The organism is Paraburkholderia graminis (assembly GCF_003330785.1).
Lineage (GTDB): Bacteria > Pseudomonadota > Gammaproteobacteria > Burkholderiales > Burkholderiaceae > Paraburkholderia > Paraburkholderia graminis.
Map to the genome: position 1 here is coordinate 1461842 of NZ_CP024934.1, position 16519 is coordinate 1478360.

A 16519-nucleotide genomic window follows, 5' to 3' on the forward strand; every position below is an offset into this window, starting at 1 on the left:
TCTTCAGCCGCGTTCAGCCGCGTTCGTTCGCGGCTTCGCTTTATCTGACCGCCGAGCCGCCGCCGCCCGCTACCGCTTCGCCATCTTCCTCCGCGGCGGCATCGCGCGTCTCGGGCATCGCCGCCCACACCAGCAGCACGGCCAGCGCGCCCGCGGCCGCGAGTCCGAAGAACGCGACCGCATTGCCGAAATGATCGGCGATGAAACCGGCCGCCGTCGTGCTCAACGTCGCGCCGATGCCCGCCGCCAGCCCGAAGAGGCCAATGCACAGGTTGTAGCGCCCCTTGCCGCCGGCGACGTCGGCGGCAATCAGAGGCAGCATCACGCCGAACACCGCAGCGCTCAGACCGTCGAGCAGTTGCACCGGTACGAGCAGATACGGGCTGCTGATTCCAGCGAACAGCAGCGCGCGGATCGGCAACGCGGAAAAGCCCAGCAGCAGGATTGGCCGGCGTCCCCAGCGTTCCGCCGAACGGCCGACCCACGGCGACATCATCGCGACGATCGCTTGCGGCACGATGATGCACGCCGCGATCACGAGCTGCACGTTGTCGCCCATGCCCGCAGTGACTTCGCCGGCGGCGAGATTGAGCATCGCCGCGTTGGACAAGTGAAACAGCACGATGCAGGCCGCGAACAGCAGCATGCGCCTGTCGCGCAGCAGCTCGCGCAGACTTTCGCGGCGCTCAATCTGCTCCGGCGTCGGCGCGGCTTTCGGCAACTGGATTGTGTCGGTGCGCTGGATCATCGAGAGCGCGACCAGCGCGGGCACGGCGAGCCCCGCGGTCAGCCAGAACACCGCGCGCGGCGAGTAGTACTCGCCGAACACGCCCATCAGGCCGGCCGCGACCGCGCTGCCGATCGACGCCCAGCGCGCGTTGCGTCCGAGCCGGTCGCCGAGATTCGCGCGCCCGACGAGCGCGAACGAAATCGCGGCGAGCGCCGGCGTCAGCATGCAGCTCGCGAATCCGTGGAAGACTTCGGCGGCGATCACCGGCAGCACCGTCGGACTCGTGGCGAGCAGCACCGCGCTCACGATGATCGCGAAGATCGCCCAGGCGGCCGCGCCTTTCTTGTTGCGCAACGCGTCGACGGCGGCGCCGCCCGGCACCTGGCTCACCATCGCGCTGATCGTGCCCACGGAAAGCGCCATGCCGATCTCGCCCTGGGTCCACTTATGCGACGCGAGATACGACGCGATGAACGGACCGAAGCCCGTCTGCACGTTTGCAACGAAGAAGTTCAGCCAGTCGAGTGCGCGCAGACTTCGCGCGGTAACCATAGTGCGGCCTGTCATCGGACCGCCCGTGCGTTTGAACCGGCCGCGGAGGTTGCCGCGGAAGCAGGAGCGGAAGTGGGCGCCGCAGCAGCCGCAGGCGCGGTCGCTGTGGACGCAGGCGCAGCAGCAGCGGCGGGCGGCGCGGGCGACACCGCGCGGATCGGCTTATCGCTCGCGTAGGGTGGCGCCGCGTTGATCTGCGCATCGCTCAAATCGATTAGCGGATGCAGCTCCTTGTCTTTCGTGACGAAGCGCAGCGCCGACCAGTTCGCGGCAATCGTGCGCCGCTCGGTGCTGACCATGCCGTTGACGTCGAGCACGACCGCCTGCGGCTGCGCGCTGGCGTCGATCAGCACGTCGATCACGCGGCCCACCTTGGCGCCGTTCGAACGCTCGACGGTCGCGTCGATCAGCGGCAACTGCATCGCCGCATTCGACTTCGCCGGATTCACCGGCACCGCCGACGGATTCAGCGTGATCGGCGCGGTCTTCGCGGCCGGCGTGAAGCGGAACGCGTTCCACGCGAAATTGACCTTGCGGTCGCCGACACCCAAGAAGCCTTGCAGATTCACGACGACTTCACGCGGCTTGCCGCTCGCGTCCGCGATCATGTCGACCGCCCGTCCGACGACCTTGCCGTCCGGCTTCTGCACCTGGCTGTCGAGCAGCGTATGCGCGTCGTTGCGCTCGATCGTGCGCACGAGGATCAGCGGCGGAGGAGGCGGCGGCGGGGGAGGCGGCGCAACGACGGGCGGCGGCGGCTCGACCTTGTGCGGCTTGACGACCGGCTTCTTCGGCTTCTTCGGCTGCTCGGGCTCGGCGGCTTCGGTTTCGACGGGCTCCGGCGCCGATGCGGCCACCGGCGCGCTCGCGGCTTCGACCGGCATCACCGTGGCTTCGACGATCGGCGCCTGCTGCGTGCCCCACAGCAGGCTGCTGCAACCGGACAGCGCAAGCAGCGCCAGCAGCGCGAACGCGGCGAGAAGGGTTTGACGCCATGCGGGAAGCGAAAAGCCGCCACTCATCGGGGAAAACTCCATGGACCGGTGCGGCTTTCGAGGGGCCGCGGTTGGACAGTACGGCCAAGAGTTTAACCCGCGACGTCGGCGGGGCCCGTTTTCGGGGCGTGGCGAGCGCGCCGCGGCAAGCACGCTTCGTGCCGCAGCGCGCTGCAAAGGTACGCGGCTGAATGCAAGGCTGAATGTTCGCCCACGCGTTCCTGCTTTGCGGACATTGCAGAGTCCAAAGCTCTCAAAAGGCTTTCATCTGTCCTATCTCAGCTGCGAAGACAGACAGCCAGGCGGTAGGTGTAAACACGCGGATCCACGACGACCTTCGCCGTCGCTTAAACGATATAAGCATCGCGACATGCCGGGCATGCCATCCATGCGATGGGAGATATATCTGCATTGGCCTACATTTCGAGACACAAAACGAGACACAAAAAAACACAAAGCGGGCCGACGCAGACAAACGCGGACAACGCGCTTCATCGCACGCACACATCAATTAAACCAACGCAACGAGACGAACCTGATGACGGCCACTTCGACGGCCGTTTCAGCATGCTGATAAAGGAGGCACTCATCATGATGGAACCCCACGCCCAGCCGCTTTCCGAAGCCGGCGCCGAGTCATTCGACACCAAGGGCTTTCTCGACCGCTACTTCCAGATTTCCGCGCGCGGCAGTTCGCAGCGCCAGGAAATCGTCGCGGGAATTACGACTTTTCTCGCGATGGTCTATTCCGTGTTCGTGGTGCCGGGCATGTTCGGCAAGGCGGGCTTCGACACGAGCGCGGTGTTCGTCGCCGTGTGCCTCACGACCGCGTTCGGCTCGCTGCTGATGGGCGTGTGGGCGCGTCTGCCGATCGCGATCGGCTGCGCCATTTCGCTGACCGCGTTCACGGCGTTCGGCCTCGTGCTCGGCAAAGGTTTGCATCCGACGGTCGCGCTCGGCGCGGTGTTTCTGATGGGCGTCGTGTTCACGGGCATTTCCGTGACCGGCGTGCGTTCGTGGATTCTTCGCAATCTGCCGACGGGCATCGCGCACGGCACGGGCATCGGCATCGGTCTTTTTCTGCTGCTGATCGCCGCCAACGAAGTCGGTCTCGTCGTCAAGAATCCGGGCGCCGGTTTGCCGGTCGCGCTCGGCAACATCACTGCGTTGCCGGCGCTGATGTCGGTCGCGGGACTCGCGGCGATTTTCGGGCTGGTGCGCCGTCGCGTGCCGGGCTCGATCCTGATCGTCATCGTCGCCATTTCGGCGATCGCGCTGCTCGTCGATCCGGCCGTGTCGTTTCATGGCGTGTTCGCGGTGCCGTCGCTGAGCGCGCCGGGACACGAGTCGCTGATCGGCGCAATGGACATCAAGGGCGCGCTCTCGATGGCGGTGCTGCCGAGCGTCCTCGCGCTCGTGATGACCGCGGTGTTCGACGCGACCGGCACGATCCGCGCGGTCGCCGGACAAGCGGGTCAACTCGATGAAAACGGCCGCATCATCAACGGCGGCCGCGCGCTGACGGCGGATTCGGTCAGTTCGATTTTCTCGGGCCTGCTCGGCGGCGCGCCGGCTGCGGCGTACATCGAATCGACGGTCGGCGTGGCGGCCGGCGCGAAGACCGGCATGGCGGCGGCGGTGGTCGGCCTGCTGTTTCTCGGCGTGATGTTCTTCTCGCCGCTCGCGGGCCTCGTGCCTTCGTACGCGACGGCGCCCGCGCTCATGTATGTCGGACTCCTGATGCTCTCGAACGTGAGCAAGCTGCATATGGACGATATGGTCGACGCGATGTCGGGTCTCATGTGCGCGGTCTTTATCGTGCTCACGGCGAACATCGTGACCGGCATCATGCTCGGCTTCGCGACGCTCGTGATCGGTCGCGTGGTGAGCGGCGAATATCGCAAGCTGAACGTGGGAACAGTGGCGATTGCGCTCGTGCTGGTGGGGTTTTATCTGGGCGGCTGGGCGATCTGATCTGATCGCATGATGTGATAGTTGATGCAGCGCGCGCGTGCGGCCCGTGCTAACGAATGCCGCGCGCCGCGCTCACAACGCCATGTCGAATGCAGGCTTGAGAAACAGTTCGATCGCCATCACGGCGAGACTCATCAGGGCCGCCGACAAGGTCAACGTGCCGTACTCGTCGTAGCGTGCATCGTAAAGGCACGCGACGACGAACAGAATCGCCAGCAGATTCGTCAGCCAGTCGAAATTCAGCGCCAAAGTCATCGATCCAATCCGGGCTCATGGGCGGCTCGAATGTCGAACCGCGGGGCTCAGCTTCACGCGCAAAACTGCGTGGTTTAGCTGAGCGCGATTCTATCGAGTTGAGCTTACGGATTAGCAACGCCGGCGCTTACACAACTTACATCGCTTAATACACCGCTTAAGCCGCTTAAGCCGCTTGAGCCGCGAGCCCGGCCATCATGTCGCGCTCGATCCACTCGATCACCGACGTGCGCTTCGGCTGCCAACCCAGCAGTTCGCGCGCGCGCTCGCCGCGCACGCGGCTGTTTGAACCGAGCCCGTACGACGCCATTTCGTAGCCCCATTCTTTTTGCGCTTCGTCGAGCGGCCAGTCTTGCGGCTCGCCGAGGTTCATCGCGCGGGCAATCGCGGCGCTCATCTCGCGGAACGACGCTTCACCGCTTTCGACGAAATAGAACATGCCGGCAGGGCTTTTCTCCAACGCGAGCCGATAGAGTTCCGCGACGTCGTCGATATGCACGTTCGACCACGTGTTGCCGCCGCTGCCGACATGGCGCACCACGCCGCTCTTTTGCGCCTGCCGCACGAGGCGCGGCAACTGCACGCTCGCGCTGCCCGCCACCGCGCCGTGTCCGTAGATCAGCGTATTGCAAAGCACCGCCGAGCGGATATTGCGCTGTGCCGCTTCGAGCACCTGACGGTCGATCGCGACGCGTGCCGCTTTGTCCGCGGTCGGCTCGGGCAGCGCGTCTTCGTGATAGATGCGCGCCTGCGCCGCTTCGCCGCCGGACGCATCGCCGACGATGCTCGAGCCGCTCGTATGCAGAAACGGTTTGCCGGAGCCGGCGAGTCCTTCGATCAGCGCGCTCACCGCGCCTTCGTGATCGCTGCTGGCGGCATTGATGACGGCGTCGGCGGCTTGCGCTTCGGCGATCAGCAACGCGCGGTCGTCGAGCGTGCCGATAACCGGTTCGATGCCGAGCCGCTTCAACTCGTCGCGATGTTCGGGCTTGCGGATCAGACCGCGCACCTGATGACCGGCGCGCACCAGATGCGCCGCAATCGAACCGCCGATAAAACCGCTTGCGCCTGTAATGAAAATCTTCAAGACGTTCTCCTGAGTGCCTGAGTGGAAACACGATGACAGGCATGCAGTATCCGCCGTCTTGATTCTCGCAAAAAGCGTGTTAGTCTCAAATCAATCTTGACTTGAAATCAATAATGAAAACTTCCACGGACGAGTTGCTGGTGTTCGTCAGCGTGATCGACAGCGGCTCGATCACGGCGGCCGCCGAGAAACTCGGGCAGACGGTTTCCGGCGTGAGCCGCGCGCTCACGCGCCTCGAAAAGAAGCTCGACACCGCGCTCGTGCGGCGCACCACGCGCCGTCTGCAATTGACAGAGGAGGGCGAAGGCTTTCTGCAGCGCGCCCGCGCGATTCTCGACGCGATGGAAGAAGCCGAGGAATCGGTCGCGCGCAAGCGTCGGCGGCCGTCGGGGCGTCTGCGTGTCGATGCCGCGTCGCCCTTCATGCTCCACTGCATCGCGCCGCATATGACGGCGTTTTCCGCGCTGTACCCGGAGATCCGGCTGGAGTTGACCAGTAGCGAGCGCATCGTCGATTTGCTCGAGCAGAAGGTGGACATCGCGATCCGCATCGGCGCGTTGCAGGATTCGACGCTGCATGCGCGCGCGCTCGGCAGCAGCAAGCTGCGTGTGGTCGCGAGTCCCGCGTATCTCGCCGAGCACGGCGAGCCGAAAACGGTCGACGCGTTGCGCGAACATCGGCTGATCGGATTTACCGCGCCCGAGCATCTGAACCGCTGGCCGTTGCGCGAGCGCGGCAAGCGGGCGGGCAAAGGCACGAGCAAAAGCACGAGTCGTACTGATCGTGCCGGCGGCAAGCCCGAGCCGCTGAAAATCCAGCCGTCGATAACGGCGTCGAGCGGCGAGACGCTGCGCCAACTCGCGCTCTCCGGCTGGGGCATCGCCTGTCTCGCCGATTTCATGACCGCCGCCGACATCCGCGATGGACGGCTCGTGCCGATCCTCGGCCATGTGCTGCTCGACGAGCGTCAGCCGGTCAGCGCCGTCTATTACCAGAGCGCGTCGCTTGCCGGGCGCGTGCAGTGTTTTCTGGATTTCATCGCGGCGCGCGTGCGCCTGTAGCGGCGCGTTCGACGCCACCGCCCTAAACAAAGCCTGCGGCTCTGACGAGCGCGCGGGCTTTTTTACGTGGGTGTTTTGTCCATGTGGCGGCGTAAATTATGAAGGTGTATATACAAGCTATGCGCGATTGAGCGCGCTGCGCTCTTAGTCGCTTCGCCCGCGGTACGGCGGGCCTGCACGCCTACATCAACTACCAGCATTGCCTTAGTGGAAAGCCCTGGGCCTCGAATCTTAAAAACAAGTTGTATATACAAGCCGCGGCCGCTAGACTTTCTGAAATTGTATAGACAGGACAACAACCATGATGACTCTGAAGCCCGGCCACCTGACCCTCCCGCAACTGCGCCAGATCGCGCGTGCCCATGTGCCGCTGAAGCTCGATCCCGCCAGCCACGCCGCCATCGACGCCTGCGCGAAAGCCGTCGCGGACATCGCCGCGAAAGGCGAGCCGGCCTACGGCATCAACACGGGTTTCGGGCGTCTCGCGAGCACGCACATTCCGCACGATCAGCTCGAACTGCTGCAACGCAATCTCGTGTTGTCGCACGCGGTCGGCGTGGGTGAGCCGATGTCGCGTCCCGTCGTGCGTCTGTTGATCGCGCTGAAGCTGTCGAGCCTCGGCCGCGGTCATTCGGGCATTCGCCGCGAAGTCATGGAAGCGCTGATCACGCTGTACAACGCCGACGTGCTGCCGGTGATTCCGGTCAAGGGTTCGGTCGGCGCATCGGGCGACCTCGCGCCGCTCGCGCATATGTCGGCGGTGCTGCTGGGCGTCGGCGAAGTGTTCGCGAAGGGCGAACGCCTGCCGGCCACCGAAGGCCTCGCGCTCGTCGGCCTCAAGCCGCTCACGCTGCAAGCGAAGGAAGGTCTCGCGCTGCTGAACGGCACGCAGGCATCCACGGCGCTCGCGCTCTACAACATGTTCGCGATCGAAGACCTGTACCGCACCGCGCTCGTGGCGGGCGCGTTGTCGGTGGATGCAGCAGCCGGCTCGGTGAAGCCGTTCGACGCGCGCATTCACGACCTGCGCGGCCATCAAGGACAGATCGACGCCGCCGCGGCGTATCGCTCGCTGCTGCAAGGCTCGGGCATCAACGTATCGCACGCCGATTGCGACAAGGTGCAGGACCCGTATAGCCTGCGCTGCCAGCCGCAAGTCATGGGCGCCTGTCTCGATCAGATGCGTCATGCCGCCGACGTGCTGCTGCTCGAAGCGAACGCCGTCTCCGACAATCCGCTGATTTTCCCCGACACCGGCGAAGTGCTGTCGGGCGGCAACTTCCACGCCGAGCCGGTTGCTTTCGCCGCGGATAATCTCGCGCTCGCGGCCGCGGAAATCGGCGCGTTGGCCGAGCGCCGCATCGCGTTGCTGATCGACGCCACGCTGTCGGGTCTGCCGCCGTTCCTCGTACGCGACGGCGGCGTGAACTCCGGCTTCATGATCGCTCACGTGACGGCCGCCGCGCTAGCGTCGGAAAACAAGACGCTCGCGCATCCGGCTTCCGTCGATTCGCTGCCCACGTCGGCCAACCAGGAAGATCACGTTTCGATGGCGACGTTCGCCGCGCGCAAGCTCGGCGACATCGCCGAAAACACGGCGAATATTCTCTCTATCGAATTGCTCGCCGCCGCTCAAGGTGTCGATCTGCGCGCGCCGCACAAGACCAGCCCGAGCCTGCAAAAAGTGATGGACGCGGTGCGCAACGACGTCGCGCATTACGAGCTCGATCATTACTTCGCGCCGGACATCGCGGCGGTGACGCGTCTCGTGCAGAACGGCACGATCGCGAAGCTGAGCCCGTTCTCCTTCGTCTCCGAACAGTAAGCGGACAGCGAGCGGCAGCCAATGAACGCACCGGCCTACCAGGGCATCAAGGACTTCATCCTCGCGCGCATTCATGCGGGCGAATGGGGTGAAGGCGACCAGGTGCCGTCCGAAAACGAGCTCGCACGCGAATTCAACGTCGCGCGCATGACGGTCAACCGCGCGTTGCGCGAGTTGACCTCGGAGCAGGTTCTCACGCGCGTGCAGGGCTCGGGCACGTTCGTCGCGCGCCCCAAGTACGAGTCGACGCTGGTGGCGATCCGCAGTATTTCCGACGAAATCGTCGCGCGCGGGCATCGCTATCAGGCGAAGGTGCTGCACATCGGCGCGAGCATTGCGGACGCCGCGCTCGCCGAGGAAATGCAGGTTAGCGCGGGCAGTCCGGTGTTTTTCTCGCGTGTGCTGCACTTCGAAAACGACGAACCGGTGCAGCTCGAGGAGCGCTGGGTCAATCCGGCCGTCGCGCCCGAGTATGCATTGCAGGACTTCACGAACACCACGCCGAATCAGTACCTCGTTCGCGTCGCGCCGCTGCAGCGCGTCGAATACCGGATCGAGGCATTGGCGGCGGACGGCGACACGCGCGAGCTTTTGACCATGGACGAACTCGAACCCTGTCTCGTGCTGCATCGGCGAACGTGGTCGCAAAGCCAGGTCGCGTCGATCGCGAATTTATGGCATCCAGGCAGCCGCTACCGTTTCACCGGACATTTTTGATCCGCTTTCCGAGCGATTTTCCCCGACACATTCTGATCATCTTTACGCATTCCGAGGGCCACCATGAACAACCCGAAACACATCGACCCGCGTCTCGATCCCACTCGCACGATCCGCGCGCCGCGCGGCGCCGAAAAGACCTGCAAGACCTGGATCGCGGAAGCCGCGTATCGGATGATCCAGAATAATCTGGACCCCGAAGTAGCCGAGCATCCGCATGCGCTCGTCGTGTATGGCGGCATTGGCCGCGCGGCGCGCAACTGGGATTGCTTCGATCAGATTCTCGCATCGCTGAAGGACCTGAACGAAGACGAGACTCTGCTGATTCAATCGGGCAAGCCGGTCGGCGTGTTCCGCACGCATGCCGACGCGCCGCGCGTGCTGCTCGCGAACTCGAACCTGGTGCCGCATTGGGCGACGTGGGAACATTTCCACGAACTCGATCGCAAGGGCCTGATGATGTACGGGCAGATGACGGCGGGTAGCTGGATCTACATCGGCAGCCAGGGCATCGTGCAGGGCACGTACGAAACGTTCTTCTCGGTGGCGAACCAGCATTTCAACGGCGATCCGAAGGGCCGCTGGATTCTCACCGGCGGTCTCGGCGGCATGGGCGGCGCGCAGCCGCTCGCGGCCACGATGGCCGGCTTCTCGATGATCGCGGTGGAGTGCGACGAGACGCGCATCGACTTCCGTCTGAAGACGCGCTATGTCGACAAAAAAGCGAAGACGCTCGACGAAGCGCTTGCCATGCTCGACGAAGCGAAGCAGGCGGGCAAGCCGGTGTCGATCGGTCTGCTCGGCAATGCCGCCGACGTGTTCGCCGAGTGCGTAACGCGCGGCATCACGCCGGACTGCGTGACCGATCAGACGAGCGCGCACGATCCGATTCACGGCTACCTGCCGCAAGGCTGGAGCGTGGAAGACTGGCGCGAGCGCATGAAGACCGCGCCGGATTCGATCGTCGTGCCGGCGAAGCAGTCGATGGCGAAACAGGTGCAGGCCATGTTGACGTTGCAGCAGCGCGGCGCGGCCACGCTCGACTACGGCAACAACATTCGTCAGATGGCGCTCGAAATGGGCGTTGAAAACGCGTTCGATTTTCCGGGCTTCGTGCCGGCGTATATCCGCCCGCTGTTCTGCGAAGGCAAGGGGCCGTTCCGCTGGGTCGCGCTGTCGGGCGATCCCGAGGACATCTACAAGACGGATGCGAAGGTCAAGGAACTGATTCCCGACGATCCGCATCTGCATAACTGGCTCGACATGGCGCGCGAACGCATCGCGTTCCAGGGCTTGCCGGCGCGTATCTGCTGGGTCGGCGTGAAGGATCGCTATCGTCTCGGCCAGGCATTCAACGAAATGGTGAAGAACGGCGAACTGAAGGCGCCGATCGTGATCGGCCGCGATCACCTCGATACCGGTTCCGTCGCGAGCCCGAATCGCGAAACCGAATCGATGAAAGACGGCTCGGACGCGGTCAGCGACTGGCCGTTGCTCAACGCTCTGCTGAATACGGCTGGCGGCGCGTCGTGGGTGTCGCTGCATCACGGCGGCGGTGTCGGCATGGGCTTTAGCCAGCACTCGGGCGTCGTGATCGTCGCGGACGGCACGGACGCCGCGAAGGAACGCCTCGGCCGCGTGCTGTTCAACGATCCGGCAACGGGCGTGATGCGTCACGCGGATGCGGGCTATGAACTCGCGCAGCAAACCGCGCGCGAGGCGGGTCTCAATCTGCCGATGCTGGGCCGTTGAGCATGACGCTCGCGGGCAGCATGGCGACGCTCACGTTGATCCGCGGCGCCGAGCTCGTGGCGTCGCCGTGGAAGAACGGCGGCGGCGTGACGCGCGAGGTCGCAGCGTTTCCCGCGGATGCCGGGCTCGACACGTTCGTATGGCGCGTGAGCGTGGCGGACGTTGCGCAAGCCGGGCCGTTTTCGCGCTTCGCCGGAATCGATCGCACGCTGGTGCTGTTGTCCGGCGCGGGCATGCTGCTCGATGAAGCGCAAAGCGGCGAAGCTGTGACCACGCATGCGTTGACGCAACCGTTCGATACCGCGCGCTTTGCCGGCGAGGCGCACATCGACGCACGTCTCGTCGACGGTCCGACGCGCGACTTCAATCTGATGGTGCGCCGTGACCGCGCGCAAGGCGAGCTGGACGTGTGGCACACGACGCAGCAGCAGGCGCAAACCGAACACACGTTATCCGCGGATGTCGCGCTGCTGTATTGCGCGAGCGGCGCCATTGCAGTCGCATTGGGCGATGCAGAAGCAGATTCACAAGCAGATTCACAAGCGCAACGGCTCGAACCAGGCGACACCTTGCGCATCGACGCCCCGAACAATCTCTCATGCAGGATAGAAGGCGAAGGCGCGTTGCTGGCAATCCGCATTCGCTACACGCAACCAGCCACGCAACCAGCAGCAGCGAGCATCCGATGAAGCAAACTGTCTGGCATCAACTGAAACTGTGCCCTCAGGGCGACCCCGACCATACGCTGCCCGACGCGGCGATCGCCGTAGAACACGGCACGATCGCGTGGCTCGGCGCGTCCGCCGATCTGCCTGCGCAATACGCCGCGTGGCCGCGCGAAGAGTTGCACGGCGCGTGGGTGACGCCGGGTCTCGTCGATTGCCATACGCATCTGGTATACGGCGGGCAACGCGCCGATGAATTCGCGCAGCGCCTCGCGGGCGTCAGCTATGAAGAGATCGCGCGTCAGGGCGGCGGCATCGTGTCGACAGTGCGCGCGACACGTGCTGCGAGCGAAGATGCGTTGTTTAATCAGTCGGCCGCGCGGCTCGAGCCCTTGCTTGCCGAAGGCTTGACCGCAATCGAAATCAAATCCGGTTACGGGCTCGACCTCGACAGCGAGCGCAAGATGCTGCGCGTCGCGCGCCAGTTGGGCGAACGCTATCCGGTCACCGTCTACACGACGTTCCTCGGCGCGCACGCATTGCCGCCCGAATTCGCGGGCCGCGCCGATGCGTATATCGACGAAGTCTGCAACACCATGCTGCCCGCGCTCGCGGACGAAGGTCTCGTCGACGCCGTCGATGTGTTCTGCGAGCGCATCGGCTTTTCGCTCGAACAAAGCGAGCGCGTGTTCAACGCGGCGGCGCGCTACAAGCTGCCCGTGAAAATGCACGCTGAGCAGTTGTCGAATGGCGGCGGCACCGCGCTTGCCGCGCGCCATCGCGCGTTGTCCGCGGATCATCTCGAGTTTCTCGATGAAGCCGGCGTCGCCGCGATGAAAGAGGCCGGCACCGTCGCCGTGTTGCTGCCCGGCGCGTACTACTTCATTCGCGAGACGCAACTGCCGCCGCTCGATCTGCTGCGGCGTTATGAAGTGCCGATTGCGATTTCGACCGACAGCAATCCGGGCACATCGCCCGCCACGTCGTTGCTGCTGATGATGAACATGGCGACGACGCTATTCCGCATGACCGTGCCCGAAGTGCTGAAGGGCGTGACATCGAATGCGGCGCGCGCGCTCGGCAAGGCGGACCGTCATGGTTCGCTCGAAGCAGGGCGCGCTGCCGACTTCGCGGTGTGGTCGGTCGACTCGCTCGCGGAGCTTGCTTACTGGATCGGGCGTCCGCTGTGCTCGCGGGTCGTGCGTGCAGGCGAGACGGTTTATGCCGCGCCTTCGCGTGCTTCTAGTGCTTCGAGTTCTTCTACACGCGACGCGAACTGAGTCAGGACCTGAGAGATGACACCAGAAAAACAGTCGCTATTCGCCGAACACGCGTATCTGCCGGACGGCTGGCGCCGCAACGTGCTGCTCGAATGGGACGCTGACGGCACGTTGACGGCAGTCACGCCGGACACTGCGGAAATTCCCGCAGACGTGCAGAAAGCCGCGGGTCCGATATTACCTGGCATGCCGAACCTTCACTCGCATGCGTTCCAGCGCGCGATGGCGGGCCTCACCGAATATCGCGCCGCTTCCGGCAACGGCGCCACCGACAACTTCTGGAGCTGGCGCGATCTGATGTATCGCTTTGCCGCGCGCATCACGCCCGAAGGATTGGCGAGCGTCGCGCAATGGCTCTACATCGAAATGCTGAAGGCGGGCTATACGTCGGTGTGCGAGTTTCATTACGTGCATCACACGCCGGACGGCAAGCGCTACACGAACCAGGCGGAACTTGCACAACGTGTCGTGGATGCGGCGTCGGCGGCCGGCATCGGCATGACGATGCTGCCGGTGCTCTATCAGTACAGTGGTTTCGGCGCGCGCGCGCCGCGCGACGATCAGCGGCGCTTCATCAACACGCCGGAAAGTTTGCACGAACTGCTCGCCGCGTTGCGCGCCGCTCGCCCTGAAAACGCGGCGTTGCGCTATGGCGTGGCGCCGCATTCGTTGCGCGCGGTGTCGGAGCAATCGCTGCGTGCCTTGCTCGACGGCCTGGACCGCAGCGCGCCGGTTCATATCCATATCGCCGAACAGACCGCCGAAGTCGACGCGTGCATCGAAACGGAAGGCGCGCGTCCGGTGCAGTGGCTGCTGGATCGCTTCGACGTCGACGGAAGATGGTGCCTCGTGCACGCCACGCATGTCGATGCAAACGAGACGCTCGCGCTCGCGAAGAGCGGTGCCGTTGCGGGCCTGTGTCTGACCACGGAAGCGAATCTCGGCGACGGTATTTTTCCGGCGCACGAGTATCTCGACGCGCAAGGGCGCATCGGCGTCGGCTCGGATAGTCACATCGGCGTCGACTGGCGCGCGGAATTGCGCCTGCTCGAATACGGGCAGCGTCTGACGCGCCGGCAACGCAACGTGCTGGCATCGGTACACAGGCCTTATGTGGCCGATCGTCTGTTCGACGCGGCGCTCGAAGGCGGCGCGCGCGCCACGAGACGCGCGACGGGTGCATTGCAAGCCGGCCATCGCGCGGATTGGCTCGTGCTGGACCCGGATCACGCGAGCATTGCCGGGCACGCGCCGAATAACTGGCTCTCGGGCGTCGTTTTCTGCGAGCATGGCGAGACGCCGATCCGCGACGTGTACGCAGGCGGCGACAAGCTGGTCGAGAATCGCCGGCATCGCGACGAAGAGGGCGCTTACGCGCGCTATCGCATCGCGCTCGCGGAACTGCTCAAATGAGTTGACGCGATGCACGCAACCGCACGCGCGGCGTGCCCGCGTCACCGCAACGTTCTTCCGATTCAGGACTGACATGACTGCTTCGAACACTCCACCGGTTTTCACGCTGCATCGCGGCAACCTGCCGATGCTGATCTCGATCCCGCATCTGGGCACGCAGATCCCCGCGGACATCGCCGCGACGATGACGCCCACGGCGCTTCGCACCGACGATTGCGACTGGCATCTCGACCGGCTCTACGCATTTGCGAAGCGCATGGGCGCGTCGATCATCGCGCCGACTTACGCGCGTTACGTGATCGACCTGAACCGTCCGCCCGACGGCGCGAACCTGTATCCGGGGCAGGACACCACGGGCTTGCTGCCCGTCGATACGTTCGACAAGGAGCCGTTGTACCGCGAAGGTCATCTGCCGGACGATACTGAGGTGGCCCGTCGTCGCGACGCTTACTGGATGCCGTATCACAGCGCGCTCGCAGGCGAACTCGCCGCGCTCAAGGCGCAGCACGGCAAAGTGCTGCTATGGGAAGCGCATTCGATCCGCTCGCGCGTGCCGCGTTTCTTCGAAGGGCGCTTGCCGGACTTCAACTTCGGCACGTCGAACGGCGCGAGTGCGATGGCGGGTCTCGCCGAGGAATTGGCTGCGATCGTCGAACGGCATGGCGTTTATTCGGCTGTCGCGAATGGGCGCTTCAAGGGCGGCTACATCACGCGCGAGTATGGTCAGCCTTCACAAGGCGTGCATGCGGTGCAACTCGAGTTGTCGCAAATCACGTATATGCAGGAACAGTTGCCGTACGCGTACGATGAAACGCTTGCCGCGAAGATCGAGCCTTTGCTCGAGCAACTCGTCGCGACCGCGTTGGAGCGCGTGAAGACGGCGTGATCGCGGGCGCGGACCTCTCGCGCGCGAGATAGACAACCAAAAAGAATGGCCTCGCAAAAAATGCGAGGCCATTTTCATTCGCGCGACGCTTGGCGTGAGCGTCCGCCGCCGTTACCCTCTATGCGAGGCAAGCTTAACGGCAGTGGCGTTCCCAGTGGTGATGCACGCGCACCTTCTTGCAAACTTCGTGATGGTGCCCAGCGGCCTGTGCGGGAGCGATTGCGCTGAAAGCAGCAGCGGCTGCGGCAAGAGCCAGGACGATCTTCTTCATTACAAAACCCTTAATCAGTGTTGTGGAGTTGGCGGTGCAGCAGGACGTATGCCGCACGGCACGCAAGCATGCCACATCGACGGCTGCTGCGGAGGAACGCCGCCGCTCCGTCAGTGTCAATCCTCACGGCGGATGGCGCAAAAGGCCGTCCGCGTTGACGTGGAGCAAGGCGAGCCGGTCTCCGCACAAAGTTCGCGTGATGTGCGGCGTGCCGCTTGCAAGCGAGGCCGGGCAACGGCTACCCTTTCAGAATGATGACGCTCGTCACGGCGTCGTCTTGACATCGGGCAAAAAGATGGAAGACCCCGCAATGGAAGATTCCGACGAATTGCTGCTTCCCGTCTGGCGCGCGAATCTCGTGCTGCTCACGCGCGAGGTCGGCGCGGCGAGTCGGCTCGCGCGCATGATGACGTTTTCCGCGAGCTATCTGAAGTTGATGTTGTCGGGCCAGCGCGAATTCAGCGAGGAGTTCGTGCGCGGCATCGAAGCGGTGACCGGCTTGCCGAATGGCTGGATGAACGCGCCGCATACCGAGGAAGAGATTCCGCCCAACGCGCGCGCCGCGATCGACAACGAAGAGCCGCAGGCGCGCTTTCGCGGCACCGCGCATCCCGCGCGAAAAAAGACTGTGCTGCGGCCGCCCGAGCCGATTTTCGGCCAGAGCGCGCCTGCCAAACGTATCGAGGACGAAGCGCTGGACGCCGAAGCGCATCGGCGTCAGGCGTACTTTCGCAAGGTCCGCGAGCTTGCGCTTCAGGAGGTCCGGCGTTTCGAGCGGCATCTCGCGCATGCGCCTGTCGAACTGCCGTCGTTGCGCGCCAAGGTCGAAGAGGTGATTGCCGCCGCCGATCCCGACGGTCCGATACAGGCCGATCTTGCCGGGCGGCTCGAACAGATCGAGAAGCATCGGCATTTGCTGTTGCGGCATGTGGAGAGCCTGCAGGCGTTGCTCGCGCAACTCGGCGAGGGCGACGGATGAGCGGCGCGGCCGGTGGCCTGCTCACGGGGGCATTACGCGGGAAAGAGCGGTCATGACGCGGTGCGTGAGCGTCCTGA

At 64.5% G+C, this 16519-nt stretch carries 15 protein-coding genes; 10 read left to right on the forward strand and 5 right to left on the reverse strand.

Annotation, left to right across the window (positions count from 1 at the left end; translation table 11 throughout):
* Nucleotides 1-40 precede the first annotated feature (40 nt).
* Nucleotides 41-1297, reverse strand: a complete 1257-nt coding sequence (locus CUJ91_RS06505) for an MFS transporter (protein ID WP_029969112.1) — start codon at nt 1295-1297, stop codon at nt 41-43.
* Entirely contained in the window at nt 1294-2304 is a 1011-nt protein-coding gene (locus CUJ91_RS06510; protein ID WP_107708456.1) for a PRC-barrel domain-containing protein, read from the reverse strand. The genes CUJ91_RS06505 and CUJ91_RS06510 overlap by 4 nt, the downstream gene beginning before the upstream one ends.
* Before the next feature lie 564 nt (nt 2305-2868).
* Here CUJ91_RS06510 and CUJ91_RS06515 point away from each other — a divergent pair.
* Nucleotides 2869-4251 carry an NCS2 family permease gene (locus CUJ91_RS06515; RefSeq protein ID WP_006051136.1) on the forward strand — a complete coding sequence of 461 codons (1383 nt, stop codon included), beginning with the start codon at nt 2869-2871 and terminating at the stop codon, nt 4249-4251.
* A 72-nt stretch (nt 4252-4323) separates the two neighbouring features.
* Here CUJ91_RS06515 and CUJ91_RS06520 read toward each other — a convergent pair whose 3' ends face one another.
* Together CUJ91_RS06520 and CUJ91_RS06525 are read right to left on the reverse strand one after the other, a co-directional pair.
* Nucleotides 4324-4506: a hypothetical protein gene (locus tag CUJ91_RS06520; protein WP_006051135.1), complete on the reverse strand. Its 183-nt coding sequence runs from the start codon at nt 4504-4506 to the stop codon at nt 4324-4326.
* 166 nt (nt 4507-4672) lie between these two features.
* On the reverse strand, nt 4673-5593 hold the full coding sequence (locus tag CUJ91_RS06525) for an NAD-dependent epimerase/dehydratase family protein (protein ID WP_107708454.1): 921 nt from the start codon (nt 5591-5593) through the stop codon (nt 4673-4675).
* A gap of 113 nt (nt 5594-5706) precedes the next feature.
* Between CUJ91_RS06525 and CUJ91_RS06530 the strand changes: the two genes are divergently transcribed.
* From CUJ91_RS06530 to hutG, 8 genes are all read left to right on the forward strand, one after another.
* Nucleotides 5707-6654 carry a LysR family transcriptional regulator gene (locus CUJ91_RS06530; RefSeq protein WP_107708452.1) on the forward strand — a complete coding sequence of 316 codons (948 nt, stop codon included), beginning with the start codon at nt 5707-5709 and terminating at the stop codon, nt 6652-6654.
* A gap of 301 nt (nt 6655-6955) precedes the next feature.
* Complete coding sequence (gene hutH, locus CUJ91_RS06535; protein ID WP_006051132.1) at nt 6956-8479, forward strand: histidine ammonia-lyase; 1524 nt, start codon at nt 6956-6958, stop codon at nt 8477-8479.
* Between the two features lie 21 nt (nt 8480-8500).
* Nucleotides 8501-9196 (forward strand): histidine utilization repressor, encoded by a 696-nt coding sequence (gene hutC, locus CUJ91_RS06540; RefSeq protein ID WP_006051131.1) that lies wholly within the window; start codon nt 8501-8503, stop codon nt 9194-9196.
* A 63-nt stretch (nt 9197-9259) separates the two neighbouring features.
* On the forward strand, nt 9260-10948 hold the full coding sequence (gene hutU, locus CUJ91_RS06545; protein ID WP_006051130.1) for a urocanate hydratase: 1689 nt from the start codon (nt 9260-9262) through the stop codon (nt 10946-10948).
* Between the two features lie 2 nt (nt 10949-10950).
* A complete protein-coding gene (locus CUJ91_RS06550) occupies nt 10951-11637 on the forward strand; it encodes a HutD/Ves family protein (protein ID WP_107708450.1) in 687 nt (228 codons plus the stop codon).
* Nucleotides 11634-12893, forward strand: a complete 1260-nt coding sequence (hutI, locus tag CUJ91_RS06555; RefSeq protein ID WP_107708448.1) for an imidazolonepropionase — start codon at nt 11634-11636, stop codon at nt 12891-12893. Before CUJ91_RS06550 ends, hutI begins: the two co-directional genes overlap by 4 nt.
* Before the next feature lie 15 nt (nt 12894-12908).
* Entirely contained in the window at nt 12909-14306 is a 1398-nt protein-coding gene (locus CUJ91_RS06560; protein ID WP_107708446.1) for a formimidoylglutamate deiminase, read from the forward strand.
* A gap of 73 nt (nt 14307-14379) precedes the next feature.
* On the forward strand, nt 14380-15192 hold the full coding sequence (gene hutG, locus CUJ91_RS06565; protein ID WP_006051125.1) for an N-formylglutamate deformylase: 813 nt from the start codon (nt 14380-14382) through the stop codon (nt 15190-15192).
* A 133-nt stretch (nt 15193-15325) separates the two neighbouring features.
* Here the strand turns inward: hutG and CUJ91_RS34595 are convergent, their stop codons facing one another.
* Nucleotides 15326-15463, reverse strand: coding sequence for a hypothetical protein (locus CUJ91_RS34595; protein WP_181325336.1), 138 nt, complete (start codon nt 15461-15463; stop codon nt 15326-15328).
* A gap of 310 nt (nt 15464-15773) precedes the next feature.
* Between CUJ91_RS34595 and CUJ91_RS06570 the strand changes: the two genes are divergently transcribed.
* A complete protein-coding gene (locus CUJ91_RS06570) occupies nt 15774-16442 on the forward strand; it encodes a hypothetical protein (RefSeq protein ID WP_053857875.1) in 669 nt (222 codons plus the stop codon).
* The last annotated feature ends 77 nt before the right edge of the window (nt 16443-16519 follow it).